This window comes from Flavobacterium sp. SORGH_AS_0622, assembly GCF_030818825.1.
GTDB lineage: Bacteria > Bacteroidota > Bacteroidia > Flavobacteriales > Flavobacteriaceae > Flavobacterium.
The window spans coordinates 2,187,338-2,214,303 of the sequence record NZ_JAUTAX010000001.1 but is presented as its reverse complement, the minus strand read 5'-3'; the positions used below and the strand labels follow the sequence as shown (position 1 = coordinate 2,214,303).

At 35.1% G+C, this 26,966-nt stretch carries 23 protein-coding genes; 19 read left to right on the top strand and 4 right to left on the bottom strand.

Annotated elements, in window-relative coordinates:
- Nucleotides 1–100 precede the first annotated feature (100 nt).
- The 5 genes from QE431_RS09610 to QE431_RS09590 all read left to right on the top strand — a co-directional run bounded on the left by QE431_RS09610 (nucleotide 101) and on the right by QE431_RS09590 (nucleotide 4,052).
- The gene (locus QE431_RS09610; RefSeq protein ID WP_307295265.1) at nucleotides 101–1,273 is read left to right on the top strand and encodes an IS3 family transposase; all 1,173 of its coding nucleotides are present in this window, start codon (nucleotides 101–103) and stop codon (nucleotides 1,271–1,273) included.
- 5 nt (nucleotides 1,274–1,278) lie between these two features.
- Complete coding sequence (locus tag QE431_RS09605; protein ID WP_307295264.1) at nucleotides 1,279–1,896, top strand: IS3 family transposase; 618 nt, start codon at nucleotides 1,279–1,281, stop codon at nucleotides 1,894–1,896.
- Between the two features lie 128 nt (nucleotides 1,897–2,024).
- Complete coding sequence (locus tag QE431_RS09600) at nucleotides 2,025–3,413, top strand: IS3 family transposase (protein WP_307295262.1); 1,389 nt, start codon at nucleotides 2,025–2,027, stop codon at nucleotides 3,411–3,413.
- A 43-nt stretch (nucleotides 3,414–3,456) separates the two neighbouring features.
- Nucleotides 3,457–3,894, top strand: a complete 438-nt coding sequence (locus tag QE431_RS09595) for a hypothetical protein (RefSeq protein ID WP_307295260.1) — start codon at nucleotides 3,457–3,459, stop codon at nucleotides 3,892–3,894.
- A complete protein-coding gene (locus QE431_RS09590; protein ID WP_307295258.1) occupies nucleotides 3,894–4,052 on the top strand; it encodes an IS3 family transposase in 159 nt (52 codons plus the stop codon). Before QE431_RS09595 ends, QE431_RS09590 begins: the two co-directional genes overlap by 1 nt.
- A gap of 1,069 nt (nucleotides 4,053–5,121) precedes the next feature.
- Here the strand turns inward: QE431_RS09590 and QE431_RS22515 are convergent.
- Nucleotides 5,122–5,283, bottom strand: a complete 162-nt coding sequence (locus QE431_RS22515) for a recombinase family protein (RefSeq protein WP_373428953.1) — start codon at nucleotides 5,281–5,283, stop codon at nucleotides 5,122–5,124.
- A gap of 380 nt (nucleotides 5,284–5,663) precedes the next feature.
- On the opposite strand from QE431_RS22515, the gene QE431_RS09585 reads away from it, so the two are divergent.
- Together QE431_RS09585 and QE431_RS09580 are read left to right on the top strand one after the other, a co-directional pair.
- Complete coding sequence (locus QE431_RS09585) at nucleotides 5,664–6,413, top strand: hypothetical protein (protein ID WP_307295256.1); 750 nt, start codon at nucleotides 5,664–5,666, stop codon at nucleotides 6,411–6,413.
- Nucleotides 6,414–7,759: 1,346 nt separating this feature from the next.
- Nucleotides 7,760–8,158, top strand: a complete 399-nt coding sequence (locus QE431_RS09580) for a hypothetical protein (RefSeq protein ID WP_281865488.1) — start codon at nucleotides 7,760–7,762, stop codon at nucleotides 8,156–8,158.
- A 341-nt stretch (nucleotides 8,159–8,499) separates the two neighbouring features.
- Here QE431_RS09580 and QE431_RS09575 read toward each other — a convergent pair whose 3' ends face one another.
- The gene (locus tag QE431_RS09575; protein ID WP_307295253.1) at nucleotides 8,500–9,513 is read right to left on the bottom strand and encodes a hypothetical protein; all 1,014 of its coding nucleotides are present in this window, start codon (nucleotides 9,511–9,513) and stop codon (nucleotides 8,500–8,502) included.
- 519 nt (nucleotides 9,514–10,032) lie between these two features.
- Here QE431_RS09575 and QE431_RS09570 point away from each other — a divergent pair.
- The 12 genes from QE431_RS09570 (at nucleotide 10,033) to QE431_RS09515 (ending at nucleotide 22,284) form a co-directional block, all read left to right on the top strand.
- Nucleotides 10,033–10,851 (top strand): alpha/beta fold hydrolase, encoded by an 819-nt coding sequence (locus tag QE431_RS09570; protein WP_307295251.1) that lies wholly within the window; start codon nucleotides 10,033–10,035, stop codon nucleotides 10,849–10,851.
- A 75-nt stretch (nucleotides 10,852–10,926) separates the two neighbouring features.
- A complete protein-coding gene (locus tag QE431_RS09565) occupies nucleotides 10,927–11,244 on the top strand; it encodes a phosphoribosylpyrophosphate synthetase (RefSeq protein WP_307295249.1) in 318 nt (105 codons plus the stop codon).
- A gap of 32 nt (nucleotides 11,245–11,276) precedes the next feature.
- The gene (locus QE431_RS09560) at nucleotides 11,277–11,909 is read left to right on the top strand and encodes a hydrolase (protein WP_057118085.1); all 633 of its coding nucleotides are present in this window, start codon (nucleotides 11,277–11,279) and stop codon (nucleotides 11,907–11,909) included.
- A gap of 98 nt (nucleotides 11,910–12,007) precedes the next feature.
- Nucleotides 12,008–13,393, top strand: a complete 1,386-nt coding sequence (locus QE431_RS09555; protein ID WP_241774380.1) for an alginate export family protein — start codon at nucleotides 12,008–12,010, stop codon at nucleotides 13,391–13,393.
- Nucleotides 13,394–13,599: 206 nt separating this feature from the next.
- Nucleotides 13,600–14,328 (top strand): M17 family peptidase N-terminal domain-containing protein, encoded by a 729-nt coding sequence (locus QE431_RS09550; protein ID WP_057118086.1) that lies wholly within the window; start codon nucleotides 13,600–13,602, stop codon nucleotides 14,326–14,328.
- 8 nt (nucleotides 14,329–14,336) lie between these two features.
- Nucleotides 14,337–16,223 carry an amidohydrolase gene (locus QE431_RS09545; protein ID WP_307295246.1) on the top strand — a complete coding sequence of 629 codons (1,887 nt, stop codon included), beginning with the start codon at nucleotides 14,337–14,339 and terminating at the stop codon, nucleotides 16,221–16,223.
- A gap of 11 nt (nucleotides 16,224–16,234) precedes the next feature.
- Nucleotides 16,235–16,663, top strand: a complete 429-nt coding sequence (locus QE431_RS09540; protein WP_057118088.1) for a DoxX family protein — start codon at nucleotides 16,235–16,237, stop codon at nucleotides 16,661–16,663.
- 1 nt (nucleotide 16,664) lies between these two features.
- Nucleotides 16,665–17,138 (top strand): Dps family protein, encoded by a 474-nt coding sequence (locus QE431_RS09535; protein ID WP_057118089.1) that lies wholly within the window; start codon nucleotides 16,665–16,667, stop codon nucleotides 17,136–17,138.
- A 6-nt stretch (nucleotides 17,139–17,144) separates the two neighbouring features.
- Complete coding sequence (locus QE431_RS09530) at nucleotides 17,145–17,810, top strand: YoaK family protein (RefSeq protein WP_307295244.1); 666 nt, start codon at nucleotides 17,145–17,147, stop codon at nucleotides 17,808–17,810.
- A 52-nt stretch (nucleotides 17,811–17,862) separates the two neighbouring features.
- Nucleotides 17,863–20,133 carry a histidine kinase dimerization/phosphoacceptor domain -containing protein gene (locus tag QE431_RS09525; RefSeq protein ID WP_307295242.1) on the top strand — a complete coding sequence of 757 codons (2,271 nt, stop codon included), beginning with the start codon at nucleotides 17,863–17,865 and terminating at the stop codon, nucleotides 20,131–20,133.
- Between the two features lie 8 nt (nucleotides 20,134–20,141).
- On the top strand, nucleotides 20,142–21,503 hold the full coding sequence (locus tag QE431_RS09520) for a sigma-54 dependent transcriptional regulator (protein WP_307295241.1): 1,362 nt from the start codon (nucleotides 20,142–20,144) through the stop codon (nucleotides 21,501–21,503).
- 163 nt (nucleotides 21,504–21,666) lie between these two features.
- The gene (locus QE431_RS09515; RefSeq protein WP_307295240.1) at nucleotides 21,667–22,284 is read left to right on the top strand and encodes a TMEM175 family protein; all 618 of its coding nucleotides are present in this window, start codon (nucleotides 21,667–21,669) and stop codon (nucleotides 22,282–22,284) included.
- 1 nt (nucleotide 22,285) lies between these two features.
- Here the strand turns inward: QE431_RS09515 and QE431_RS09510 are convergent, their stop codons facing one another.
- Together QE431_RS09510 and QE431_RS09505 are read right to left on the bottom strand one after the other, a co-directional pair.
- Nucleotides 22,286–23,875, bottom strand: a complete 1,590-nt coding sequence (locus tag QE431_RS09510) for a sigma-54-dependent Fis family transcriptional regulator (protein ID WP_307295238.1) — start codon at nucleotides 23,873–23,875, stop codon at nucleotides 22,286–22,288.
- A 464-nt stretch (nucleotides 23,876–24,339) separates the two neighbouring features.
- On the bottom strand, nucleotides 24,340–26,613 hold the full coding sequence (locus tag QE431_RS09505) for a polyprenyl synthetase family protein (protein WP_307295236.1): 2,274 nt from the start codon (nucleotides 26,611–26,613) through the stop codon (nucleotides 24,340–24,342).
- Between the last annotated feature and the right edge of the window lie 353 nt (nucleotides 26,614–26,966).

The following is a 26,966-nucleotide window of genomic DNA, read 5'->3' as shown; positions in this document are numbered from 1 at the left end:
AACAAATTCAAAATTCGCCTTTAATAATGTGTTTTTTTTAGATAAATACAAATATAATAAACTAACTTTCAGTGATTTAAAAAAAGTAATTCGAGAATTAATGGATGAAAAGAGAAAAAAATTTGACAGAGATTTTAAAATAAATGCGGTTAAAACCAGTTACCATAAAAGAACTCTTAAAGAATATGCTGATGAACTTGGTATACTTCCGTACCTATTGACCATGTGGCGTCAGGTATACGAGAAATATGGTGAGGGAAGTTTCTTAGGGTCAGGCTATGAGCGAGTCCATCCGCAGAAGAGAACATCCTTTGAGCTTGAAAAAAAATGCAAAGAATCTGAAATAAGATATGAAATTCTAAAAAAAGGATCTCCTTATCTCCATCAAGGTAAATTGGTTATTTACGGTTTTCTTCTTGAGAACGAGCAAACCTATTCAATCACTAAAATGTGCAGCGTTTTAGAAATCGGAATAGGCCGTTACATTCACTGGAAAAAGAGAGGGATTTCGGACCATGAAAAAAAAATATTCTGGTTAAAAAAAGAAATTACTTTCATGTTCTTCCATTTTAAAAAACGCTGCGGCAGTGGAAAAATTACTGCACAACTCAATGCAAATGGCTACAAAATAACGGCGCGTCATGTCTCACTCTACATGAAAAAATTAGGACTACGAAAAATTAAAAAGAGAAAATTTAAAGTTACAACAGATTCGAAACATAATCATTATACTTCCCCAAATATTCTTAACCGAAATTTTCATGTTACTGCACCATCTAAAGTTTGGGCTTCAGACATAACATACATACAAACCCTTAGAGGCTTTATATACCTTACCATTATAATGGACTTATATGACCGTAAAATAATCGGCTGGAATTTAAGCAACACTCTTTTTACCAATACAACTACTTTACCAGCCCTAAAAATGGCTGCAGCTAAGAGAGGAATCTATAAAGGATTAATATTTCATTCTGACAGAGGAGTTCAATATGCTAACAAAGCATTTACAGACCAACTTGATTCCTATGGATGTATCAAAAGCATGAACCGCAGGGGAGATCACTTTGACAATGCTGTTTGCGAAAGTTTTTTCAGCTCATTTAAAAAAGAGTTGATTTATCGCAAAAAGACGCTGCTTTATCAAAAACAGATGGAAGAGGAAATAGTGGACTACATAGAAAACTGGTACAATAAGTCTAGAATTCACTCAACATTAAATTACCAGAGTATTGAGCAGTTTAATTCAGGGAGCCCTATTAACAAAATATGAAAACTATGAAAAGAACCCTTAAAGTTTATGACCGTGTTTTTAAAGAAAACATCGTATTGTTGAGTTATCAAAGATGCAGTTTAGCAGCAATGGAACGAGAACTCGGGTTATATGATGGCGCACTGTGCAGATGGAGAAATGCATATGCGCTGTACGGAAAAGAAAGTTTTCGAAAGAACGTGTCCTCGAAAATTATGCACGATGATCGTAAAGCTTTACTACATGAAAATAAGCTAAAACAAACTGAATTACAAACTGAAATTTTAAGGGCTGCAGGTACAGCAATTAGTCAGGGAAAAGCTGGTATTTTTCGATTTATGGCAGCAAATGAGGGTAAATATTCCATAAGACTTATGAGCAGAGTACTCGATATTAACAGATGTACCTACAGAAAGTCAAAAAGCAGTTATATTTCCGAGCAGCAAAAAATAAAAACTGCAATGCAGAAAAAGATAACCATAATTTTTTATGCTTCACAAGAACGTTACGGTAAACATAGAATTGCAGCAGCACTTCTTCATGCAGGAAATCAGATATCAGTCTCCACAGTCGGGCGATACATGAGAGAACTTGGCTTGTATAGTGAATTTAAAAAGAAAAGACTGCATAGGGTTTCACTATGAGCAGCATAACCATACACTTATAATATCCTTTCATTTTAAATTTAGAGCAGAACCCGAAAACCGGTTTGTAACACAGAGCGTTTGATTAAATTATTTGAACAAGAAAGCTATCGCAAAAACATAATCTTATGGAAAAAAAACGCAGATATTTTGATCCAGATTTTAAAAAAAAGGCCGTTTTATTAAGTTATAAGCAGACCAATCTATCCCAGCTTGCAAGATTACTTAATATTACAGCCTGTTTATTATATAGATGGCGAATCGAATTTGAAAGACTAAATGAAATACCTTTTGAAGAGGACGGCAAAATAAAATATGCACTGGCAACTCCTAAAATGCCTACTAAGAAAATAAGACCGGAGGTATTAAAACGCAGATTCTATGAAGCAGTTTACAAAGAAAAAATAGTTGTTTTAAGTTATCAAAGAAGTAATGTTTCTGAAGTAGAAAGAGAATATGATTTAGCACCTGGACTTTTAGCCCAATGGCGGGTTATTTACGATAAATATGGCCCTGGATGTTTCTGCGGAAGCGGAATACCTAGAAAAAACGCGGATGAAGCAAAAATATTTCAGCTAGAAAATAAATGTTTTGAGGCAGAACTGAATCTAGAAATCTTAAAAAACAGCCTGCCTTATCTTGTAAAAGGGAAAAATGCTGTTTTCGAATTTGTAAAAAATAATGAACAAAAATATACCATCATCAAATTATGCAGGGTGTTAGGAATAAGTGAATCCAGCTACCGTCTCTGGAAAAAAAAGCCGCTTTCAGAGACCAAGCTGCGCATAATTTTATTAAAACAAAAAATATCTGCCGCTTTTCTCGATTCTGGCAGACGTTACGGCTGTGTCAGGATTGCCATAGAACTTACAAAAAGCGGCACAAAAATATCTCGTACCCAAGTTGGACTATACATGACACAGATGGGTCTGCGTCCAAAAGCAAAGCGAAAATTTAAAATAACTACAGATTCAAAGCACAATTTTTATACCTCACATAATGTTCTAAATCAAAGATTTAAAGTAAACGCACCTTCCATGGTTTGGGTTTCAGACATTACGTACATACAAACTGCAAAAGGGTTTCTATATCTTACTATTATTATGGATTTATATGATAGAAAAATAATTGGCTGGAGTCTCAATAGTACCATGACTGCCCACAGAACTACACTTGCAGCCTGGGAAATGGCAGTAGCAACAAGAGATATTAAAGCGGGTCTGCTGTTTCATTCTGACAGGGGCGTACAGTATGCGTGCAGAGCATTTACCGAAAAATTGGACTCTTATAAATGCATCATCAGGAGTATGAGCCGTAAAGAAAATTTTGTTGACAATGCTCCTGCAGAAAGTTTTTTCAATACCTTGAAAAGAGAACTGGTTTATCAAAATAAACTCCTGTCAAGAAAACGTACAAAAGAGGCTGTAATAGATTATATTGAAAACTGGTACAACAAAAAAAGAATTCATTCTTCACTTCAGTACAAAACAATCGAAGACTTTAATGCAGAGAGTTAATCTCAGTTAAGTTCTTAAAATTTAAATTCAATAGTTGGTATAAATGAAGAAAAAAGTTAAAATATATGACCGAGATTTTAAAGTAAAAGCCGTGCTTTTAAGTTTTCAACGAAATTCTATTGAGCCGGTTGAGAGAGAACTTGGAATAACAAAAACACTGTTGAACCGCTGGCGCCAGGATTATGAAAAGTACGGTGATGGAAGTTTTCCAGGGTTCGGAAATCTCCGGATCAGCCCTGGACAAAAAAAAATATATTTACTTGAAAAGAGAATTGCAAAAGCAGAACTTCATTCACTGATCATAAAAAATGCAGCTCCTTATCTGTGCCAAGGAAGACCCGGTATTTATATTTACATCGAAAGCTGTGAAAAAATATGCTCTGCTAAACAAATCTGCATGATTCTGAGCGTTGATCAGAGATGTTACAGCAGATGGAAAAATAAATATGTTTCCGATACGAAAAAAAAAAGCTTGCCTTGATGAAGGAAATCAAAACTGTTTTTTTCGCAATGAAAAAGCGCTACGGTTATATGAGAATAGGTACAGAATTACGCAGGCGCGGTATAAATATTTCAAACAGCACAACAGCGCGTTATATGAAAGAACTGGGCCTATTCGTTTCCATTAAAAAGCCATAAATTCTCCATCATTTTATTGAAGCAATTTTGAAATCCGGCTTTTTAGATGAAAAAAATAAAGCCAGCCGTATAAATACAAACTAAGAGGTTATAAATTTATTATTCATTAATAGTTTTGTGGCAAAATTATGGCGTACTATAGTTATAAAAAGCAGCACCTCAGCAAAATAAAAAGTTCTTGAATACACGTTCGAATGGCAGATCATCCGCGGATGGGTAAAAGGAAAGTATTCAAAGTCTACAAAAAAGCGAAAATTTACGAAAGCCCTACATTTTAAAAATTTATAATATATTTGTAAAACAAGAAGAATGATATTACTGTCTGTTAATTAGTTAGTATTTAATTTTTTGTGAATGATTTAATATTGAAATAGTAAAATTGAATTTGGGTGCAGTATCGGTGCACAGAGGTTCAAGACATAAATAAAATTGGCATATACAGCGGTTTCAGGCTTAAAGTTCGAATCCTGCTCTACGCTTACCTTTAGTCGTAAATAAAAAATCTAAAATCATCATCAAATTTTGATTTGAATAGATTAATGATAATTATTTAATTTTACTAAGTCAAAGCAGAATATTATAAATAAGTTTTCACTTAGATAGTTTCGACTGAAACTTAACAAATCAAAAAAAATAAGTTTAACGATTTTTAACATTAAACCCCTACGATACATACAAACCGCTTCAAAACAAAAAATCAAAATAATTATCTTACAAATCAATCGAAAAATAAGCCAATTTCTTCAAATCGTTCATAAAATGATTTGTAAATTGTAAACTAGACGTCACTACTCGGGACAAAAGATAAACATCATCTTTTGTCCCGTTTTTTTATTTTCCAAATCCTTATTAATCAAACAGATAGGCTCCACAATTGAGTTGACTCTAGCGGTTTGTATTTTATTTTCTTGGATTGTAAAATTTTCGGGATAAACTAAATCAATTAGACTGAGCCTCTGACAAATCCATATCTACCTATGCTTGGTTCATTTTAATTAAATTATCAATCCCTATATTTAGAAGCTTTTCTATACTGTGTTTATCTTTAGTTACTAAAAAATCCGTGACATTAAAACAGTTCCTCAAAAATAAGAGGTTCATGCAGTTTCTTAACATACCTGCTTTCTTGATCTTTATATTTCGTAACAAATATTTTACCACAGTAAATAAGATTTCGTATCAAGTCCCATATATTAGCTTTAGTTATTTTAATCCCCCCTTCTAGCCATATGGTGTATTTGTTCAGTATTGAAGATTTCTAGCAAGAGAGCTGTTAAACAAATCCAAATCGCTGTTGAGGAAAAATTATAATTCAAATTAATCTTCTTACTATAATGGTTAATTACGAACAAATGATCCAAAAAATAGTTATGACGATTATACTAGTTTAAAGTCCAATTGTTCTACAGATATAGTTCACATGATCAGACAGTAAAGTGATCACATATATTCACTAAGAGTAAAAATATTCGACAAGATATATCGCTTTTGACAATTTTTATTGAATTATTATATATCGTTATGCAAAAACAAACACTACTTTAGCCCAAAATTCTTGTAGCAGAAAAAACTTAGCAATAATCTTAAAACCAACCAGAAATTAACCTTAATATGGAAAATCAAGAAATTTTAATTTTGAAGAGGAAAGTTAAATTCCTTACTATTAATTTGTATGTAATAACACTTTTAATCATTTGCTTTTTTCTGTATTCGTTTGTTTCCAATAAAAATGAAACATTTAATGAAATCACAGCAAAAAAATTAACAATTGTAGAACCAAATGGACAAACAAGACTAGTATTAGCGAACTCTCAAAATTCACCTGCTAACCTAATGCATGGAAAAACTTACGGTTTAAAAGAAGGAGGAAGACCAGGGCTGATATTCTTTAATGATGAATTAACTGAATGTGGCGGGCTTGTTTTTACAGGAAAAAAAGATATTAAAACTGGAGAATATTTTGCATCTGGACATTTTTCTTTTGACCAATATGACCAAAACCAAGTGCTTTACCTGCAATATTTAGATGATAATGGCTCAAAAAAAACAGGACTTTATGTAGACGACTGGCACAAAGATCCAAATTTTGCAGAATGGAGAAAAGAATATAAAGAAGCAGAAAAAATCCCAAACGATATTGAAAGAAAAAAGAGACTAGAAGAGATTAGGTTTCCTAAAAATTCTGAACCAGCATTTGCAAATAGAGTTTTTATAGGAAAGGATATAAACAAAGATGCTGTACTAAACTTATCAGATACCAAAGGAAATGTTAGGCTGCAAATGAAAGTTGACTCTCTTGGAAATGCACAAATTCTGTTTTTGGACGATAAGGGCAGAATAACTTCCAAATTTCCTCAATAATAAAAATCATATCAACAGTTTAAACATGATAATGCAGGTTGGGGAGATTTTGTTCGAATCTCTCTTGCTTCGATTATCTCCATTTGGAGTTAAATGGTTTGAAAAAATCACTTCCCAATACAAAATAACCACTGAATTGCAGATATAAAAAAAACTCCCTTAGAAAAGGGAGTCCTTTGGCGGCCGGCGGCTGCCTGAAAACATATTGGTAATTAACTAAATCATTTGGGACAGAACCTCCAGACGAACACCGCCGGTCCCCTGTTTTTTCTGACTGATTATATAATGCCATTACCAGTATAAGTACAAATTTAAGGCAGTATTCCCAGCTAAAGCTTACAGCTTCTTACGATAATATTACAATATTTTAAGCTCTGTTCTTCAAAGCTGCGGCTATCTGCATTTAAAAATAAAAAAGAATTTACAAGAGGTGATTTAAAAGTTAGTCCGCCAATTTACAGAATGATCTAAATATAGATATTCCTCGTTTGACCATCTGATTCTTTATAATCATATGCACAACTTCAATTCCACTTAATGCTCGCCTAGCCAGTTCAAAACTTTTAAAACCTAGTCTATTTGTATTCGCCATTTATAAAATGATGGTCCTGTTCGACAATATTGTTGAGATTTACATTTACCGGATTTAATCTTTGAGAATCAACATTTGTTATATCCTTTTATCGAAGGTGTATTAGAACCTCTTTTATCAATGTTTATTACTACTGGACGGCAATTATTACTAATTGCTTTAATTAGAAATGACGCTCATTCTCTGCCTTCTCTTGGTTAATAAGAAATCAACTGTATTGACAGATCTATCAACTTCCCTCTAATATAAAACCGTTTTCCTTTCATCTTAATGTAAGTCTCGTCCATTCAGGGACGCTGAGAATAATTGAATTGAATTGAATTGTTTTCTTACCTGCCAAAAGAGGGATGTGATAATCATTTAGCAGAAGACCAAAAAGATTTTCAAAAAGGAAAATGACAAAACAGGAAACGATAATCTATCTTACAAACAGCTTTTAGTCAAGTCAGAGTAACACTCGGCACAGATCCGCAAACCTGCTGCCCTTCTAATTAGTCATAATCCTGTAAAATTCCGCCCGTTATTCTGTAATGAAACAGCACAGCTATTTTTTAATTTTATTACACTTAAAAATAGTCGTCATGGGTGCTAAATCAAAAACAGCAAAAGGAGATGATTCGTGCATTAATGCTGAGAAATCCTCTACCCAGCGCTGCTTCGGGACGGGGTAAAAGAAAATAGCCCTTGCAGGAGATAAGCAGTAACAAGTATAATAGGCAGAGAAAACAAATATAAACTTTAAAAATAGTATATTATGAAAGAAGAAAACAATGAATCTTACGATCAGGAGGAGCGTAAAATTTCCAATTCAGACCCGAAAAGTACAGATCTAAACAGCAATCCTTACGATTCAGAGAATCTCGACAATGAATCGGACAGTGAATCAAAAGATATAACCGAACAAGACATTGAAGAGGATCTTAGAGAAAATGATCCATCTGAAGGTTTTGAAACTGAAATTGACACCCAGAAGAGTGATGAAGCTGAAAGTTCATCCTTTAAAACCATAGAATCAGATCAGGATAATCCCGTTAACAAGGAATTCGAAATAGGGGAAATTGGCAACGAGGAACTTAAAGAAGATGAACTTACCAGAAATGAGACAGGTAGTAGCACACTCCACAATTATAAACCTTCTCAGCGAAAATTTTAATGTACTCAGATTTAACACTTATAAAAAACCGTTATCATTAACGGTTTTTTTTTATTCCTTCTTTAATTTAGTGATAATATCCTATCTAACTGCTTCTTAAAACCCTCCCTGATGCAAATTAACTGCTTAGTAAAAAAAATAAAGTCGATGAATTTCAGATTTGTAAAACATTACAAGTATAAAGCAATTTGCTTTTAGTAAAGTAACAAATCTGTTTTAGTACTAATTAGTATCGGTTTCTATTCTGCTCCTTCAAAAAATAATCTTTGGTTTATTCTTTCGTTCTCTTTAAACAAAAAAATCTTAAGTATTAATTTGCACCTTAAACTTTTAGTCAAATACTATTTATTTCTGTATTGCTCCTCCCATAAACGTATAGTACTAATGCGTTCTAGCGAAGCAGTAATTAAAGTCCTGGACTGATAAGGTTCCTGCACATCTTTTACGCTCACTTCACCACTTATCAGCATTGGAATATAAACTCTTGCCTCTGACCATAAGAAATTTTCTTTCATTGCAATGGACTGCAGAATTACCATCTTATCTTTGAGAACCTGTAATTCTTTGGAGAGATTTTCTTTTCCATATGTGGAATCGAACTGAACAATAAGCTTATTAACATAAGCCTCAGCCGCTTGAACAGCTTCAAAATTTTTATTCAGATAGCTATTGATTTGGTTTAGCTTAGGATAATCCTTTTCAATACTATTGTTTATTGAAATTGCAATGAATTCATTTCTTTTTTGAGCTGCGGTAAATACAGAATCTAGTCTGCTGTTCCAGGAGCGTATCTCATTATGCTCCACTTTCCTGTCATAAAGAATGGTTCTTTCGGTGCGTTCTTTAAGGTAATCACCTGGCTGCCTATAAAGTTCCCGAGTAGTCCAGTTATTAAACTTATCGTAAGTATACTTTAGCGTATATTCATTTGGCGTTTGATTTTTATAAAATACACGCACTACATCTCCTTGTTGATTTCTGACTAGTTTTTGTACGTTATGGAATCCATATAGCGGCAGACGCATTGCAAAATTCGTACTGAATATCTCGGGGCTTACTACTGATGATTTACTATGTATCTGCAAGATTTTCCCCTTCAAATATTCAAGTCGATATTGCATATCATAACTTGCCCCTAGGAAATAAGACTTTACAAGCAGAAGTTTGTTATCCTCAAACTCAAAGTCCCAAGTATGATCCCCCGTTTTTTCAGTAATATGCTTAATATTTCCTTTCAAATTCATGGTCTGTGTATCAAACCTGACTTCCTTTTCCTGTTGAGAATTACAAGACATACATACCGCCAATAAGACAATTGAAAATATTTTTTTTACAATAGGTGTATTAAAACTCATAAGTTAGTTAGTGAAAGTTAATAAACTATTCAATAGTTATTTGACTAAAATAATGCTTTTTAACAAATAGCTTTTTTTTTATTTTAAAAATTTTGTTTTAATAAATAAAAGTAGTTCAGAATTGACATTTGAATCTGTATCTAGTAGATTTTTTTTCTAAACTTCCCTAATTCTCATCACGGCATTAATAAATTTACGATATATCGTAACAAATAATTATCCCGCAGATCTACAAAACCCTTATAAACAACTATATAAATTTAAAGGCATGTTATTTGGCTAATGTCATGCAGCGCTTACCTGTTTGAAGATGCATCACATTCAAACAAACAAAATCAGGCGCTGGATAAAAGAGCTAAGAATTAATCTGGATTAAGAAGTACTGGTAGAGTACTTCTTCTTAATCTAGGTTAACAGATCAACTTTCTTGTCCGTAATAGATTTGCAGTACCAACAAAGCAATACAACATAATTATAAATAAAATATTCAAACAATTTAATAATCTAAAAATCAAAACCATGAGTACAATTACAGCACAAGACGGAACACAAATTTTCTACAAAGATTGGGGAACAGGACAACCAATCGTTTTTCACCACGGATGGCCATTATCAAGCGATGACTGGGATGCACAAATGATGTTTTTTCTTAAACAAGGTTACAGAGTTATAGCTCATGATCGTCGTGGGCACGGTCGCTCGGGACAAAGCGGAGAAAACAATAATATGGAAACATACGCAGCGGATGTAGCAGCTTTAACGGAAGCTTTAGATTTAAAAGACGCTATTCACGTTGGTCACTCAACAGGAGGCGGAGAAGTAATTCGTTACGCTGCTAAATACGGAAAAGGACGCGTGGCAAAAGCTGTAATTATAAGCGCTGTAACACCAATTATGATTCAAAACGAATCAAATCCAGAAGGAGTTCCATTATCAGTTTTTGACGAAATCAGAGAAGGAACAGGTTTTAACAGAGCACAATACTTTTACGATTTCCCAATTCCATTTTACGGATGGAACCGCGAAGGACAAACTGTTCAGGAAGGCATCAAACACAATTGGTGGCGTCAGGGCATGATGGGTTCTGTTTTTGCTCATTATGAAGGAATTAAAGCATTTTCAGAATCTGATTTTACTGAAGATTTAAAAAGTTTAGATATTCCGGTTTTAGTTTTACACGGAGAAGACGACCAGATCGTTCCTTACGCTCAAGCACCAAGAGCCGCAGCGCTTTTGAAAAACGGAAAATTAATTTCATATCCGGGATTTCCTCACGGTATGCCAACCACAGAAGCAAAAACTATCAATAAAGATATTTTAGAATTTATTAAAGCCTGATCTGTCGGCCTTTAATTAACTAAACTGCCTGCTACCAGTCCGCTATTGCAGGCGGTTTAAAAATCATCCCCAATTATGAGTACGTTGCAACAACCATCTTTTGACACCGTTACAGAAGCTTTAAAATGGCTGAACATACAGGGTTTTACAGAAAATTTTAATCTCGACGAAAACTGTATTCGCTATAACAATAACAAACAATCCATGTCACCAGAAGAATTTAAAATCGAATACTTATTCCGTTTTGAAGGAGATACCGATCCTGGAGACGAAGATATTGTATATGGAATCATTTCTGAAATCTACAATGTAAAAGGTGTTTTAACTAGTGCCTTTGGCATTTACGCAGATTCAATTTCCAGCGAAATGATCAAGAAACTTTCCACCCATTAATAGTAAAACCGATAATTTTAAAAATAAATAATATGAAACCATCCGCAAACTTATTATCCCCAGACAATCACGCCTTAGTACTAATTGACTTTGAAGGTCAAATGGCATTTGCAACACACAATATTCCGTTAAGCGAACTGCGTACCAACGTTGCAATTGTGGCCGGTGCATCAAAAATTTTCAATGTTGATACTGTTGTAACAACAGTTGCCGAAGAAAGCTTTTCAGGACCTGTTTTCCCAGAGCTTGAAGAATTTTATCCTATTGCAACTTCGGGATATATTGACCGTACTTCAATGAATACGTGGGAAGACGAAGCAGCTTACAAAGCGATTACAGGAAAAAATAAAAAGAAATTAGTGCTTGCAGGATTATGGACAGGTGTTTGCATCGTTGGGCCAGCTTTGTCTGCAATTGAAGAAGGTTATGAAGTCTATGTAATTACAGATGCATGCGGTGACGTAAGCGCAGAAGCTCATGAACGCTCGGTACAAAGAATGATTCAAGCAGGTGCAATGCCAATTACATCCATCCAATATTTATTGGAACTACAAAGAGACTGGGCTCGCGAAGGAACTTATGTTCCAGTAACCAATTTGATGAAAAAGTACGGTGGTTCTTACGGTTTAGGAATTCACTATGCGCACAATATGTTAAAGCACTAATTCAAAATTTCAAAATTTAACATGAATGTCAAATTTCAGCTTAAAACTTGAAAATTCGGAAGAAACAAAAACTAAAGAAACCTCTAACCTTCATTATCTTGGAATCAGCAAAATCCAAATTCAAAATCGTCAAGTTATTACTCGTTTTTCTCCTCATAGGAAATTCGGTATCGGCTCAAAATTTTAAGCTTTTGCGCTACGACGAAAATTACGAATCGTTAAAAGATTCTACGCGAAATTTTTACGAGAAGTTGAAATTTATTCCTTTAAATGAAGAGCAGGATTTTTACCTTTCTTTGGGAGGTGAAGCCCGATATGAATATGTTGATTTTGATAATGAAGATTGGGGAAGGTTAAATATTGGTCATAACAATTTTCTTTTACAGCGCTACGATCTGCATGCCGATATTCATTTAGGAAAAACCTTCAGGGTGTTTGCACAATTAAGAAGTGCATTACAAGAAGGAAGAATCAACGGACCAAGAGGAATTGACGAAGATCAGCTCAACGTTCAGAATCTTTTTTTAGATGTGAATGTTTATCAAAAAGAAGATAAAAAAATAACTTTCCGCGCCGGAAGACAAGAATTGGATTACGGTTCCGGAAGGTTGATTTCGGTACGAGAAGGGCCCAATGCAAGATTGTATTTTACAGGAGGAAAAGTAATGTACTCCTCTGCCCGACTTTTTATTGACGCTTTTGCGATGATGGAAGACGAAATTTTCACAGGCGTTTTTGATAATAAAATGAAAAAAGAGCTGAATCTCTGGGGCGCGTATTCTAAAATAATTATTCCGAAAGCAGGAAACCTTGACCTTTATTACCTCGGAATTCGTAGAGATGAAGCCGTTTTTGAAGAAGGAATTGCTCCAGAACGAAGACATACTTTGGGTACACGATTCTGGAAATACGGCGGCGGTTTTATTTACAATCTGGAAGCGGCTTATCAATTTGGAAAATTTGGTTCTGGAAATATAAATGCCTGGACAGGATCTGTTGATATTGGATATATGTTTGAAAATATCAAATTTAAACCGACCATAAATCTTCGAAATGATTACATATCGGGAGATAATAATCAAGGCGACGGAAATCTTCAGACGTTTAATCCGCTTTTCCCAAAAGGAGGCTATTTCGGATTTAGTCCGCAAGTGGGTCCAGTAAACCTTATCGATATTCATCCCTATGCCACGATGGATTTACTTCCTTCATTAAAGATGCAGGTCGATGTGGTTTTCAATTGGAGATATTCACTCCAAGATGGTGTTTACAGACCAAGCGGAGTGCTCAATCGTCCGGGAAGCATGTCAGACGAGCGCTATATCGGGACGGCTTATTTAGCCAATTTCACTTATAATGTCAACAAATATATATCAGTCGTAAGCGGCATTCAATATTTTAAAACAGGCGCTTTTATCAACGACATCATTCCAAATTCTAAAGACGGAGTTTTTTTTAATGCCCGCCTTGGATTTAAATTTTAAACAAACTAATAATTTATTAACCACAAAAATTTATTTAAACACATAGATACATAGCTTTTTTAGTCCTGTACAAAAAGGCGTTTCACTTACATTAATGCACATAACTATATGTGAGAAACTAGTTTTTTCTGCATCCTTTTATCTGGCAAAAATAAAATATATGTCTACATGTGTTAAAAAATATTCCACAACTAAATATTTAAACAATGAAAAATACAATCTTAACATACAAGCTTAGAAACATAATGTTTCTATTTATTTTAACAGCAGGCTTGTTTATTAATCAAGCTTTTGCACAAACCGCCGCACTCGGTTCCACTACAACTTGGGGTAAAGTAGACGGAGTTTCGGTAAACGGATTGGTTCAGGGACCATCGTCTGCAGAAGCAGATTTACAGGTTGCCTGCGTTTTTGAATATACAGAAGGTGACATATTTAACCCTCCTGCCCTTCCGGCAAACCTAAACGGAATGGTGCATTTAGATGACGCTTTTAAAGGCTTAATTACAGAATTACGCAAAAGCGGCAAATTTACAGGACATTCACTTGAAACCTTATTAATTACACCGCCAAAAGGAACTTTAGCATCAAAAAAACTTTTGCTTATTGGTTTAGGCGACCGCACAAAATTTACGCCTGATTTGATGATCAGTGTGGGAAGTGTGGCAATGCGCGAGGCTTTGCGTTTAGGTGTAAGTGATTTTTCTTTTGCTTCTGATATTAAAGATGCTGGAATAGATTCTCCAACAGCTTTAGTAGCCGCAAATGTGGTTTTAGGTTCTTTTGAAGCCTATAGAACGCAGACGTATTTAAAACAGAAAAAATTATCAGATCATAAACCTTTAACTAAAATTATCCTGCTTGCAGGCCCAGCTTTTTATAATGTTGCAGGCGAAGGCATTCAAGAAGCAATTGCAAAACTGAACTCTAAATAATTGAAGTTATGAAAGCAGATTTAATTTTATTCAACGGAAAAATACACAGTTTCAATGCAGAAACCCCAAACGTAACGGCTGTAGCCATTAAAGACGGGAAATTTATTGCCGTAGGAAACGACAGCGATATAATGGAATTTGCATCTTCAGCAACCAAAATAATCGATCTTCAAAATAAAAGAGTGGTTCCCGGAATCAATGATTCGCATATTCACTTAATCCGTGGCGGCTTAAATTATAATCTGGAATTACGCTGGGATGGTGTTCCTTCTTTGGCAGATGCACTTCGAATGTTGAAAGAGCAGGTGGACCGCACGCCAAATCCGCAATGGGTTCGTGTTGTGGGTGGATGGTCGGAGTTTCAGTTTGCTGAACGCAGAATGCCGACTTTAGAAGAAATCAATGCGATTGCTCCCGAAACTCCAGTTTTTATCCTGCATTTATATGACAGGGCGATTATGAACAGAGCGGCTTTAAAAGCAGTTGGTTACAATAAAAATACACCAGCACCTCCAGGAGGTTATATAGAAAGAGATGCTAAAGGCGAACCAACAGGATTGATTATTGCAACGCCAAACGCCATGATTTTGTATTCGACTCTGGCAAAAGGGCCGACACTTTCATATGAGCATCAGATTAATTCGACGCGTCATTTTATGAAAGAATTAAACCGTTTCGGAATTACAAGTGTAATTGATGCCGGTGGCGGATTTCAGAATTTTCCTGATGATTATAAAGTGGTAAACGAATTGAATGAAAAGAAACAACTAACGGTAAGAATCGCTTACAATCTTTTCACACAAAAACCAAAACACGAATTTGAAGATTTTTCAGATTGGATTGATAACGTAAAATTGTATCAGGGCGATGATATGTACCGTCATAACGGTGCGGGCGAAATGCTGGTTTTTTCTGCTGCCGACTTCGAAGATTTCTTACAGCCAAGACCTGATTTACCAGAAAATATGGAAGCAGAACTGGAAAAAGTAGTCCGCCTTTTGGTAGAAAACCGCTGGCCTTTTAGACTTCATGCGACTTACAACGAAAGCATAACCAGATTTTTAAATGTCTTCGAAAAAATAAATCAGGACGTGCCTTTCAATGGATTACCGTGGATCTTTGATCACGCCGAAACGATTGACGAAAGAAACATCGAACGGGTAAAAGCGCTTGGCGGCGGAATCGCAGTACAAAGCAGAATGGCTTATCAGGGAGAATATTTTACAGATCGCTACGGCGCAAAGGCAGCCGAAAACACACCTCCAATCAAAAAAATGATTGAGATGGAAGTTCCAGTTGGCAGCGGTTCTGATGCTACTCGTGTGAGCAGCTACAATCCGTGGGTTTCTATGTACTGGATGACGGTTGGAAAAACAGTCGGCGGTCTTCAATTGTACAACGAAACTAGATTAGACCGACAAACCGCTTTGGAATTGTATACCAGAGGGAGCGCTTGGTTTTCTCAGGAGCAAACCAAAAAAGGCGATATCAGAACTGGAATGTTTGCAGATTTGGCAGTTCTGGACCGTGATTATTTTACAATTGAAGACGAAGAAATCAAAAAAATAGAAGCCGATTTAACCATTGTCGATGGAAAAATTGTGTATGCAAATGGCGATTTTTCTTCGTTCTCACCTCCGCATATTCCGATTCTGCCGGACTGGTCGCCAACAAACATTTATAACGGATATCCTTCGAAAAGCAGCTTCCAGAGTACAATCGAGAATAATGCAAAAGCCGATTCAAAACCAGGATTAACGTCTCAGATACACAGCTGCTCCGGAAGTTGTGATGTGCATGCACACAGCCACGATATCGCTAGAATGAGCAATGTTCCCGTTAATAATTATAACGCATTCTGGGGCGCATTGGGCTGTTCCTGCTTTGCATTTTAAATACAAAACAAATGACAGACATTATAAAACAAATCCTTAATTCAGATTTAGGAACTTCATTCAATAACATCGCGTTTTTAATATTCAGAGTCTTATTAGCAATAGAATTATTCAGGGTTCATGGAATGAAGAAATTCAGAGTCGAAAATGGACAAAAAGAGCACGTTCCGAATCCGCTGCATCTGCCGGAAAAACTAAACGGATTGGTTGCAACTTTCTCTGATACTGTTGTACCCTTTTTTATTATGCTCGGCCTAGGAACACGCCTTGCAATTTTACCTACAATTGGCGTAACGGCTGTTGGTTATTTTGTGGTACACCAGAAAGATTCACTAGAAGTGCGTGACATTCCGTACATGTACACTTTATCCTTATTATTAATTCTTGCACTTGGAGCAGGAAAATATTCACTTGATTATTATTTATTAAACCTAATTTAAAATGAAAGCAAACATCGGAATTAAACAAGAAAGCATTAACAATGTCGTAGAAGTATTAATTAAAATCCTTGCAGACGAATTTATACTTTACACTAAAACAAAACGAGCACACTGGAATGTTGAAGGACCAGATTTTTACAATAAACATCTTTTTTTCGAACAACAATACGATGCGATCGACCAAATTGTAGATACGGTTGCGGAAAGAATCAGATCTTTGGGTCATTATACGCCTGCAACTCTAAAAGATTTCTTAGCGCTTACGCATCTTTCAGAAGAGTTACAAGAGAATAATGACAGCAATGGCTTTATTAAAGAATTGCTTATTGATCACGAAAGCATTATTGTTTATCTGCGTGAAAACATTAATTTAATTGCTAACGAATTACAAGACGCGGGAACCAGCGATTTTATTACAGGTCTTGTAGAAAATCACGAAAAAATGGCTTGGATGCTTCGTGCTCATTTAAAATAATAAATTATGGAAATGCAAAAAAATATCTGCTACGTAACCCTGCTTCTCACTATGATAGCAGGGTATTGCGACACTGTAACTTTCGTCGCAGCCGATTCGATTTTCTCGGCACACGTTACGGGCAACTTTATTGTCTTCGCATATCAAATCATTAAAGGTTCTGATGCCCACGCGTGGATCAAATTGCTGACCTTTCCAGTCTTTATCTTTGCCGTAATCGTTGGCGGAAGAATCGCTTTAAAAAGTGTAAACCATTATACTATCTTATTCTGGGAAGGGATCGTACTGGTTTTGTGCGGTATCGCGTCTTATGTTTTTGGTTATTTGCAAATATTTTCAGAATGGGCAATTTATATCGTAGCCATGACAACCGTTTTTGCAATGGGATTACAAAATGCTTTTGGAAAATTATTTGCTAAGGAAACGCACGGCCCTACAACGATGATGACCGGAAATGTAACACAAGCTTCGCTGGATTTAGGAAACCTTATAAAAAACGGTACAAACGATGCAGATTCGCTGTTAAGTTTTAAAAAGCAACTCGTTACTATTTTAGGATTTCTTACAGGCTGTTTTCTAGGAGCTATTGCCGGAAAGTTTTTCGGACTGGGAACTTTATTGATACCAGGTCTGGCCATGATTATTTGTTACTGGTACCACCGCAATAAGTAGACAAAATTAGATAAGGATTTGCAGATTTCTAATAATAGATTACCTTTAAAAAATGAATAATACCACCATTTTTTCCTTTAAAAACTATGTACGTTTTTTATGTACTCTATCATTATTTTTATCTGCAAATCCTAACTCCATTGCGCAGTCCAAAGAAGATCCAGTTGTGTTAAGAAAGAAAATTACTTTGGCCGGCAATGACAGCAAAAAAGTCGAATTGCTCTTGGCTTTAAGCAATTATTATCTTACCAAAACAGGCGAATTTAAGGAAGATCTCGACAGCGCATCTGTTATCAATCTAAAAGCAAAAAACCTTAGTAACTCTTTAGGTTACAAACTCGGAAAAGGAAAAACGATACTTTTAGCTGCACAAATCGCTAGAGAAAGCGGCAATTCCAGAAATGCACTCAAAAACACCCAGAATGCTATAGCTTATTTTGAAAAAAATAACATGCCAGAACAGCTTGGAGAAAGTTATAACGAACTGGCGATGCAATCTGAAGGCGACGAAAAAGCAAAATATAAAGAAAAAGCTATTGCATTATTCAAAAAATCAGGAGCCCGAAAAAAACAAGCTACGGTATTACAAGAACTTGGCGAATACTACAGCACCAGCGAAAATCCTGATAAAGCAGAAGCTATTTCATTAGAATCTCTTGCGCTTTATAAATCCATACATTATAAAGATATACAGGGAATTTGTAATATTCTTGCCGAAATTTATACACAAAAAGGCAATTTCCCAGAAGCCTTAAAATATGGACTTTTAGCAGAAAAAACTGCTATAGCATTAAACGATAAAACCTTACAGCTAAGTTCTATTTACAATCATGTAGCTTTGGTGTATTATTACCTCCGCCAGAATGATAAAACTGAGGAATACTGGCAAAAAGCTCTTAAAATTGCAACACAATATAAGGATACAGAATATGTACGAACAATTGCCGACAATTTGAGTTCATTATATATTCGCCAGAAAAAAGAAAACGAAGCCCTGAAACTCATCAAAGAAATGCAGGATCATTATCCAACCTCAAATATTGAGCGTATAATGACCGAGAATTATCTTTTATTTAATATTTACCGAATTCAAAAAAATGCCAAAGCAGCAATTTATTACAAAAAAATGGCCGATTACTATGGTGACAATGCCGATAGAAACGGTAATACTTTTGCTGTTTTAAGAAGTTTTGCAGCATATCACTATCAGGTTAAAAACTATCCTTCTTTTTATCGAAACATTAAAAAATTAGATTCAATTGCTGCGGCAATGGGAAATAATAATATTCGTTCTGAAAGTCATAATATTTGGTTTAAAGCCGATTCTTCACGAGGAGATTACATCAGTGCGATTAAGCATTACCAATTATACAAAAGCCTTTCTGATTCGGTTTTTAAGGGAGAAAAAAGCAAGCAGATCAGCAGTTTGCAGGTTGAATTTGAAAGCGAACAAAAAGATAAAAATATCGATCTGCTTAAACAGCAGGCAAAAGTACAGGAAATTCAAATTCAAAAAGATACCGTAATTCGTTATGTTTTTATAGGCAGTGTGGTTGTTTTGATTCTTTTTCTGGCCGTTTTGTACAAAAGCTTCCGCCTGAAAAAAAAGAAAAACGAACAACTCGAAATCAAGCGTCAGCAGATTGAAGCACAAAACGAACTGAACAAAAAAATGCTTTTGGAGAAAGAATGGCTTTTAAAAGAAATTCATCATAGAGTAAAAAACAACCTTCAGATTGTCATTAGTTTATTAAATACACAATCGGCTTATCTGGATAACGAAGATGCTTTACTGGCAATCCAAAACAGTCAGCACCGAATGCACGCCATGTCGCTTATTCATCAAAAATTATATCAATCTGATAATCTCGCAAATATAGATATGTCATGGTATATTTTTGAATTGATCACTTATATGAGGGAATGTTTTGATACTGATACCAAGATCAATTTTGCTTTAGAAACTGAAAAAGTATATCTTGATGTGGCACAAGCAGTTCCGCTTGGATTAATAATCAACGAAGCGATTAATAATGCGATTAAATATGCTTTTCCAAAAGACAGAAAAGGAAAAGTAACGATTGAACTTAAAAATACAGGCGAAAACAACTATAAACTAGTAATTGCCGACAACGGCGTTGGACTTCCTGAAAACTTTGAAGATACGGAAAGAAATTCGCTGGGAATGAACTTAATGATGGGATTGACCGACCAAATTGATGGAGAGTTTGAAATGAAAAACGACAGCGGACTGACAATCAAAATTACATTTACAAAAAATACAGAATTTGAAGGCACCGCTGATGATTCTGAAATAATATAACTTAGATAATGAAGGAGAAAATTCTAATTGTTGAAGACGAATTTATTGTAGCAAATGATTTAAAAATCATGCTGAAAAAAGCGGGTTACGAAATAACCGGGATTGCTTCTTCTGTGGTTCAGGCGAGAAAATTGATCGCCGAAAAAAGACCCGACTGGGTTTTATTGGATATAATGCTGAAAGGCGACCTTACTGGAATTGACCTGGCTTGGGAACTACGCGAAATGCAGCTGCCATTTTTGTACATTTCTGCCAATACCAATCAGTCGACTTTGGAGGCCGTAAAAGAAACACATCCGTATGGATTTATGGTGAAGCCTTTTCGCGAACGCGATCTTGTGGTAATGCTTGACATTGCCAAGTACCGCTTTGATGAGGAAAAAGGCAGTTATGCAGATGTTCCCGTCCCTGTTACAGAAGAAGAAATCGAAGGCATTATTGGCAGCAGCGACTTGATTAAAGAAGTAATTGAAAAGATTAAAATTGTAGCCCCAACAGAAACTTCAGTTTTGATTTTAGGTGAGAGCGGTACTGGAAAAGAACGTGTTGCACATGCAGTACATGATCTTTCTCATCATAAATCGAATTCACTTGTAGTGGTAAACTGCGCTGCTTTACCACAGTCCCTTGTAGAATCTGAACTTTTCGGACATGAAAAAGGCGCTTTTACGGGAGCCAGTACCTTAAGAGTCGGAAAGTTTGAACAGGCCGATAATGGCACCATTTTTCTAGATGAAATTGGCGAACTACCTCTCGATTCTCAAGTAAAACTGCTTCGTGTTTTACAGGAAAAAGAAATCCAGCGTCTGGGTGGAAATTCAACCAAAAAAATCAATGTCCGAGTTATAGCCGCTACCAACAGATCGCTGGAAAAAGAAGTGGCAGAAGGTCGTTTCCGTCTGGATTTATATTATCGCTTAAATGTTTTTCCAATTGAATTGCCGCCCCTAAAAGAACGCAAAGGCGATATCGCAGCACTGGCTGATTTTTTCCTTAAAAAATATGCAGCAAGTGCCAGGAAAAATGCTACAGGAATGAGCCCTCTAGCTTTGCAGCAATTACTAGATTATGACTGGCCGGGAAATATCCGCGAACTGGAACATTTAGTAGAAAGAAATGTACTGCTGGCCAAAACAAACGAAATCGAAAAATTTGATCTTCCCTCAAGCACGGATGCTAATCCTCTGCAAGCCAGCAGCGGCAAAATGAAATCGATGGAAGAAATGGAAAAAGAACATATTATGAATGCATTGCAGGCCTGTAATGGAAAGATTTCAGGGATTGGAGGCGCAGCTGCGTTATTGCAGATGCAGCCGCAAAGTTTATATTCTAAAATGAAAAAATTAGGTATTAAGCAGGGGTATAAATAATACTTTGAGCGGGATCTAAACACAAAGACCGCAAGATATTACATAAAGTTCGCAAAAATTTAATCTTAGTTTTTCGTTTCGATCGAAGGGAGACTCCGATCAGTAGCAAAAAGACGAAGCAAATCTTCACATATAAAAAAAATCAATTTGTAAAATTCTAGCTATGGAAAAAGAAACCGTAAGAATCGAAGGATTCAGTGATGCTGTTTTTGCTATTGCAATTACCCTTTTAGTACTGGAGCTGCGTGCACCTGAAGTTAATATCGTAAAAAATAGTACTCAATTACTGGATTTCCTACAAGGCGAGTGGACCACTTATCTGGCTTTTACTCTTTCTTTTTTTAGCATTTTTATTATGTGGGTCAATCACCACAAGATATTCAAACAGATTTACAGTCGTAATACAGGGATTATGTTTTCTAACGGATTGATTTTGTTTCTAGTTTCGGCTGTTTCTTATCCAACGGCTTTGCTCGCTCGCTTTTTTAACAGTGAAGCTTCGAATATTGCGGTGGCCATATATACCGGAATTTTTGTACTGATCAATATTTCATATAATCTTTTATGGTACAATGCAAGTTCAGACAAAAAACTACTCCGTCCGGGAATAACCGATTCTGCCATCAAAAAAATCAGGAATAATTACCTGTACGGCTTCCCAACATATTTAATTGCTTTTGGCGTTTCATTCCAATTTCCTTCTGTTGCGTTGGCAATTAATATGCTTTTATTGATTTTCTGGGCATTTTCTTCGGGGAAAATAAAAGTTATTCAGGAATAAATCAGCTCAGGAAATGTTCTTTTTTAATACCTAATTTCTGCATTCGCGAAGCTAAAGTTGTCGAAGGCAGGCCTAGTAAAACTGCAGCACCCTGAGGTCCCGAAATTCTTCCGTTGCATTTTTTAATTACTTTTAAAATATGCTCTTTTTCTACTTCCTGCAGGGTTTTGGTAGAAAAATCAACTGGAGCGATTGAAGATTCCAGCGTAAAAATCTTCGGAAAAGTCATTTCTTTTATTAACTCTTCTTTGGCAAACAAAATACTGCGCTCGACCATATTTTCGAGTTCACGCACATTTCCAGGCCAGGCATTGGCATTCATTTTATTCAGCACTTTTTTAGAAAAGCCTTTTACATTTTTTCCAATTTTCTGCGAATGTGTTTCTAAGAAAAAATTCCCTAAAACCTCAATATCTTCGGGACGTTCGCGCAATGCAGGAAGTGCAATTGGAAAAACATTTAACCGATAATATAAATCACTTCTAAAACGGCCCTCGGCAACTTCCTTTTCTAGTGATCGGTTTGTTGCTGCAATCACACGCACGTTAATTTTAAAAGGTTTTCTGCCTCCAATTCGTTCTACTTCTTTTTCCTGTAAAAAGCGAAGCAGTTTTCCTTGTAATGCCAAAGGCAGTTCTCCTATTTCGTCCAGAAAAATGGTACTGTTTTCGGCTTGCTCAAATTTCCCAATTCTAACATCTGTGGCTCCGGTAAACGCGCCTTTTTCATGACCGAATAATTCGCTTTCAATTAAATTTTCGGGTATTGAGGCACAATTTACTTTTACCATTCTTTCCTTCGAGAACTCAGACAATTTATGAATGGCATTAGCAATTAGTTCTTTTCCTGTTCCTGTTTCACCAAAAATTAAAACGGTAGATTGCGAAGGCGCGACTTGAGAAATTAATTCATAAACTTTTTGCATGGCTTCACTCTTTCCGACAATTCCCTGAAAACCTTCCGTATTCGAAACGACAGCTTCTGGTTTTCTTTGGCTTAAATTCTTTTGCAAAAGTTTTAGCTGTGATACATTGCTTTCGTAATCCAAAGCCATTTTTATATTTCTAACAGTAATAGACAAATGTGTACCGATGCCACGTATAATTCGATTGGATTCTCGGCTAAATGCGGCAGCACTTTTAAAGAAAAGAAAAAGGACATTTTGACTTCCTTTTAAATACGGAAGGCAAATTCCAATTCCGTTTTTAAAATTTTTATTGTTATTAGATTGGAGATAATTTGGAAGTTTATTGTCTGTTATTGATTTTAAATCAAAAATAACTGTATCGGCAGAATTCATACAAAGATCAAAAAAACCGTCGTTTAAAGGGTACTTTTCATCTGAATCAGTTTTATATTCTGAAAATTGATAGAAAATTTGATAATCATTTTCGTCGTCATTAGAAGAAGCCAAAATGAAATCCTCAAAAGCAAGATACTCTTTTAAAACATCATTTACAAGAGTATGAAATTCGCTTTTCGATAGCGCCTCCGCAAGTGTTTTGCAGATTGACAATACAAGAAATTGTTCTCTTTCTCTCTCCTGCAATCTGTTTAGCAGTATTGCATTCTTATCGGCCTGCTTTTCCATAAGGTTTTGGTGTGATATTTATTGGTAACAGCGTAAATTTAAGAAATAGCCTTTATGAAATAACTATGAATTCTTTAAATAAAATATTTTTGATCCATAAAATTACGATATATCGTATAATTCAAAAATATCATAACCTATATAATTATAACTCGATTTACATACCAAAAAACAAAAGGAAGCTGATTATGGAGTTTACCTTAATTAAATTTCTAGGAGAATTATTGCATTCTGGATAATGTGAAATATTACCCAGTAGGACATACCATTTCCTATTACATAATTTGGGTTTAAATAATCAATAAAACTGGATCTTTCTGAAAGTACAGTCCGCAATTATTGCTCTTCAGGTAAATTAGAAGGAGCTTCATAACTGAAATAGTCAAAACCGGTAACTACTTTTCATAATAAAGCCATCAAAAAAATAATGATTTGATGGTTTTTTGAATTCAATATGAAGTAAATTAATCTTTTTGCAATATAAACCAGCCAAAGGCTCGTAATCTTACTTTATAAAATGAATCAGGAACTATAATGTCTATTTTTTTCCATGCCGCTTCAATAAGATCTTCAGCCTCTTTTGCACATGCATCAATAGCACCACAACTTTGCAGGACATTAATTACAGATCGTATTACTTTTTCATCTGTGGGCATTGTTTGAATTGTTTTCCAAACATATTCACGTTCATCAAAATTTAGTAAACCCATTGCCTTTGCAACAGGCATGGTAATTTTTCCTGCTGTAATGTCTTCCCCTTTATCTTTAAGATTATTCTCAAATCCTTTTAAATTTAGCACATCGTCCATTATTTGATAAGCCATACCTGCAGCTTCGAAGTAATTACTTATTTCATCTATTTCTTCAGGTGTTCCATTTCCTATTATTCCTCCAATTCGTGCTAATGTACAAGCTGGTGCTGCTGTTTTTAACCTGTGGATGGTATAAAGTCTTTTTTCGAGTGCTGTACAATCTCCGGTTCTTACTGCCTCGGGCATAAAGGCGTGAAGACCACTAATATCAAGTGCCTGTCCTGCATGTGCGGCACGCATCATTTCAAAAAAAAGTTGATAAATTTTCAAGCGGATTTGTTCTGAAATTTGAGAATCACCAACAACAATATCTCCTATAAAATAACATGCATTTCCAGCATTTATTGCTAAAGGTTCGCCATAAATATGATGAAGTGTTTTACCTCCTCTGCGTTTCTCAGATTTATCCTGAACATCATCTACTATTAGTGAACCTGTATGTATTAACTCAGGCATTGCCAACAGATTTATAAACGGCTGCGAGTCACCTCCCACACTATCTATACAGGCAAGCAATACATATGAACGCCAGGATTTTTTATTCCTGTCAACAATTTCCCGAACAGGTTTAACAACAGAAGCAACATATTGTTCTTTATCTGCCTGACTAAAAAAATTAACCCCTAGCGGGCTATTAACTAACTTGTAAAACTCATCATCTGTTGGGGCTAAAGGCAGCAGATTTTCTACTGTTTTCTGTGTAGTTTTACCAACTGCTTTTAAAAAACTTTCAATAGTTTCATTAGCATTAAACCCAGCTATTTCTACATATCCTAGGCCTTTAACCTGTGTATGCATAAAATTTCCAGAAGCATGGACACATCCTTCCCAAATTGCCGGCAATGAGAGTGCAGTTATAAATTCCTGTTCAGGAAAATCAGCAGTTATAGTAAGAGATACATTATAGTCAGGCATTTCTAAGTTCCAGGATATTGGATAGGATACAAAAGTTTTAGTGCTTGTCCAATAATCTTTGGGAGAAAATGAGTAATTCTCAATACTAATTCTCTTACCATCTTTATCAATTATAACCGCAGTACCACCATCATATTCACCATTCTTCGTATTATCAAAGAGATCATATACAGATAGTTGAAATTCATTATCCAGTTGCAGTGATACCCAATTCCATGCCATATCTTGTTTGAATTCTAGAGCTTTAATTTCATCACCTGGTTTACTAAATTCATGATCATACCAACCACTGCCTTCTACCTCATAAATCTCGTTCCCTATCCTAATCTCACCAGTAACTTCACATTTTGGAATAAAATAATAAAACATATCTTCACTTTTACTAATACCTGCAATACATCCATCTTCACCATGCTTTATTGGTTTTATTAATGGAATAAACTGAAGTTTGCATTCTACTTCTTTCAAAGAATTGTTAAGTCTTAAATGATATGTATCGTCTTTGTCTTTTTTAAAAGAATTTTCATCATATTCAAGTGAAAACTCCTCTACACCAATCGTCGCAGGCTTCTTAAGCAGCCTTTCGGGCAGTGGCACATTCCCTTTTTCATACAGTTCTTTTAATGCACGGTAAAAAGGTTTATGAATTAAATCCTCTTTTTTATTAATAACTTTTATTGATTCTGCGGGCATGGATTGATCAACGAGTGAATCACTATAATATTTACGGGCATCTTTATCAGATAAAGACCAAATTACAGAATGTGCGTATGTCAAATCTCCTGTACGTTCATCTTTTAAAGACGTTCTAAAAAAGGAAGCAAATACAGAAAACTTCCTGCCATCTTTAGAAGATAAATGGCAGTTTTGATACCACCATTCTATTATGGATTTATTGTGTGGAAAATCATGAATCTTTAAATCAATTGGTCCATCTGCAGGCCATGTAGAAGGGTAAGGATTTAAAATAACTTTGGAATTTTGGGGCTGTAAACTCATTTCATTTTTCATATTGCTCTATATTAATTATTTATAAAAAATATTTACTTCGGCTGGAAAGTATCTCGATAGCAGAGACTGTATAAGAAATTGAATGTTATGCACAGACTGAAAAAATTTAAAATCGCCTATCTTTTATAAAACACTTTAAATAATTTCAAATGAAATTTTTGTAAGAATAAAGTTAATATAATTAAATTAGATGAACAATAGTATAATTAACATAATTTACTGTAAAACAATTATTTAACACTTAAATTACAACTTTAAAAATGAAATGTGTTTTTTTAAAGTATCCAATTTAAAAGCTAAAATTTATTAAAAATGCAAGAACTTAATTATTTTGACTGAATAAAACATTATAT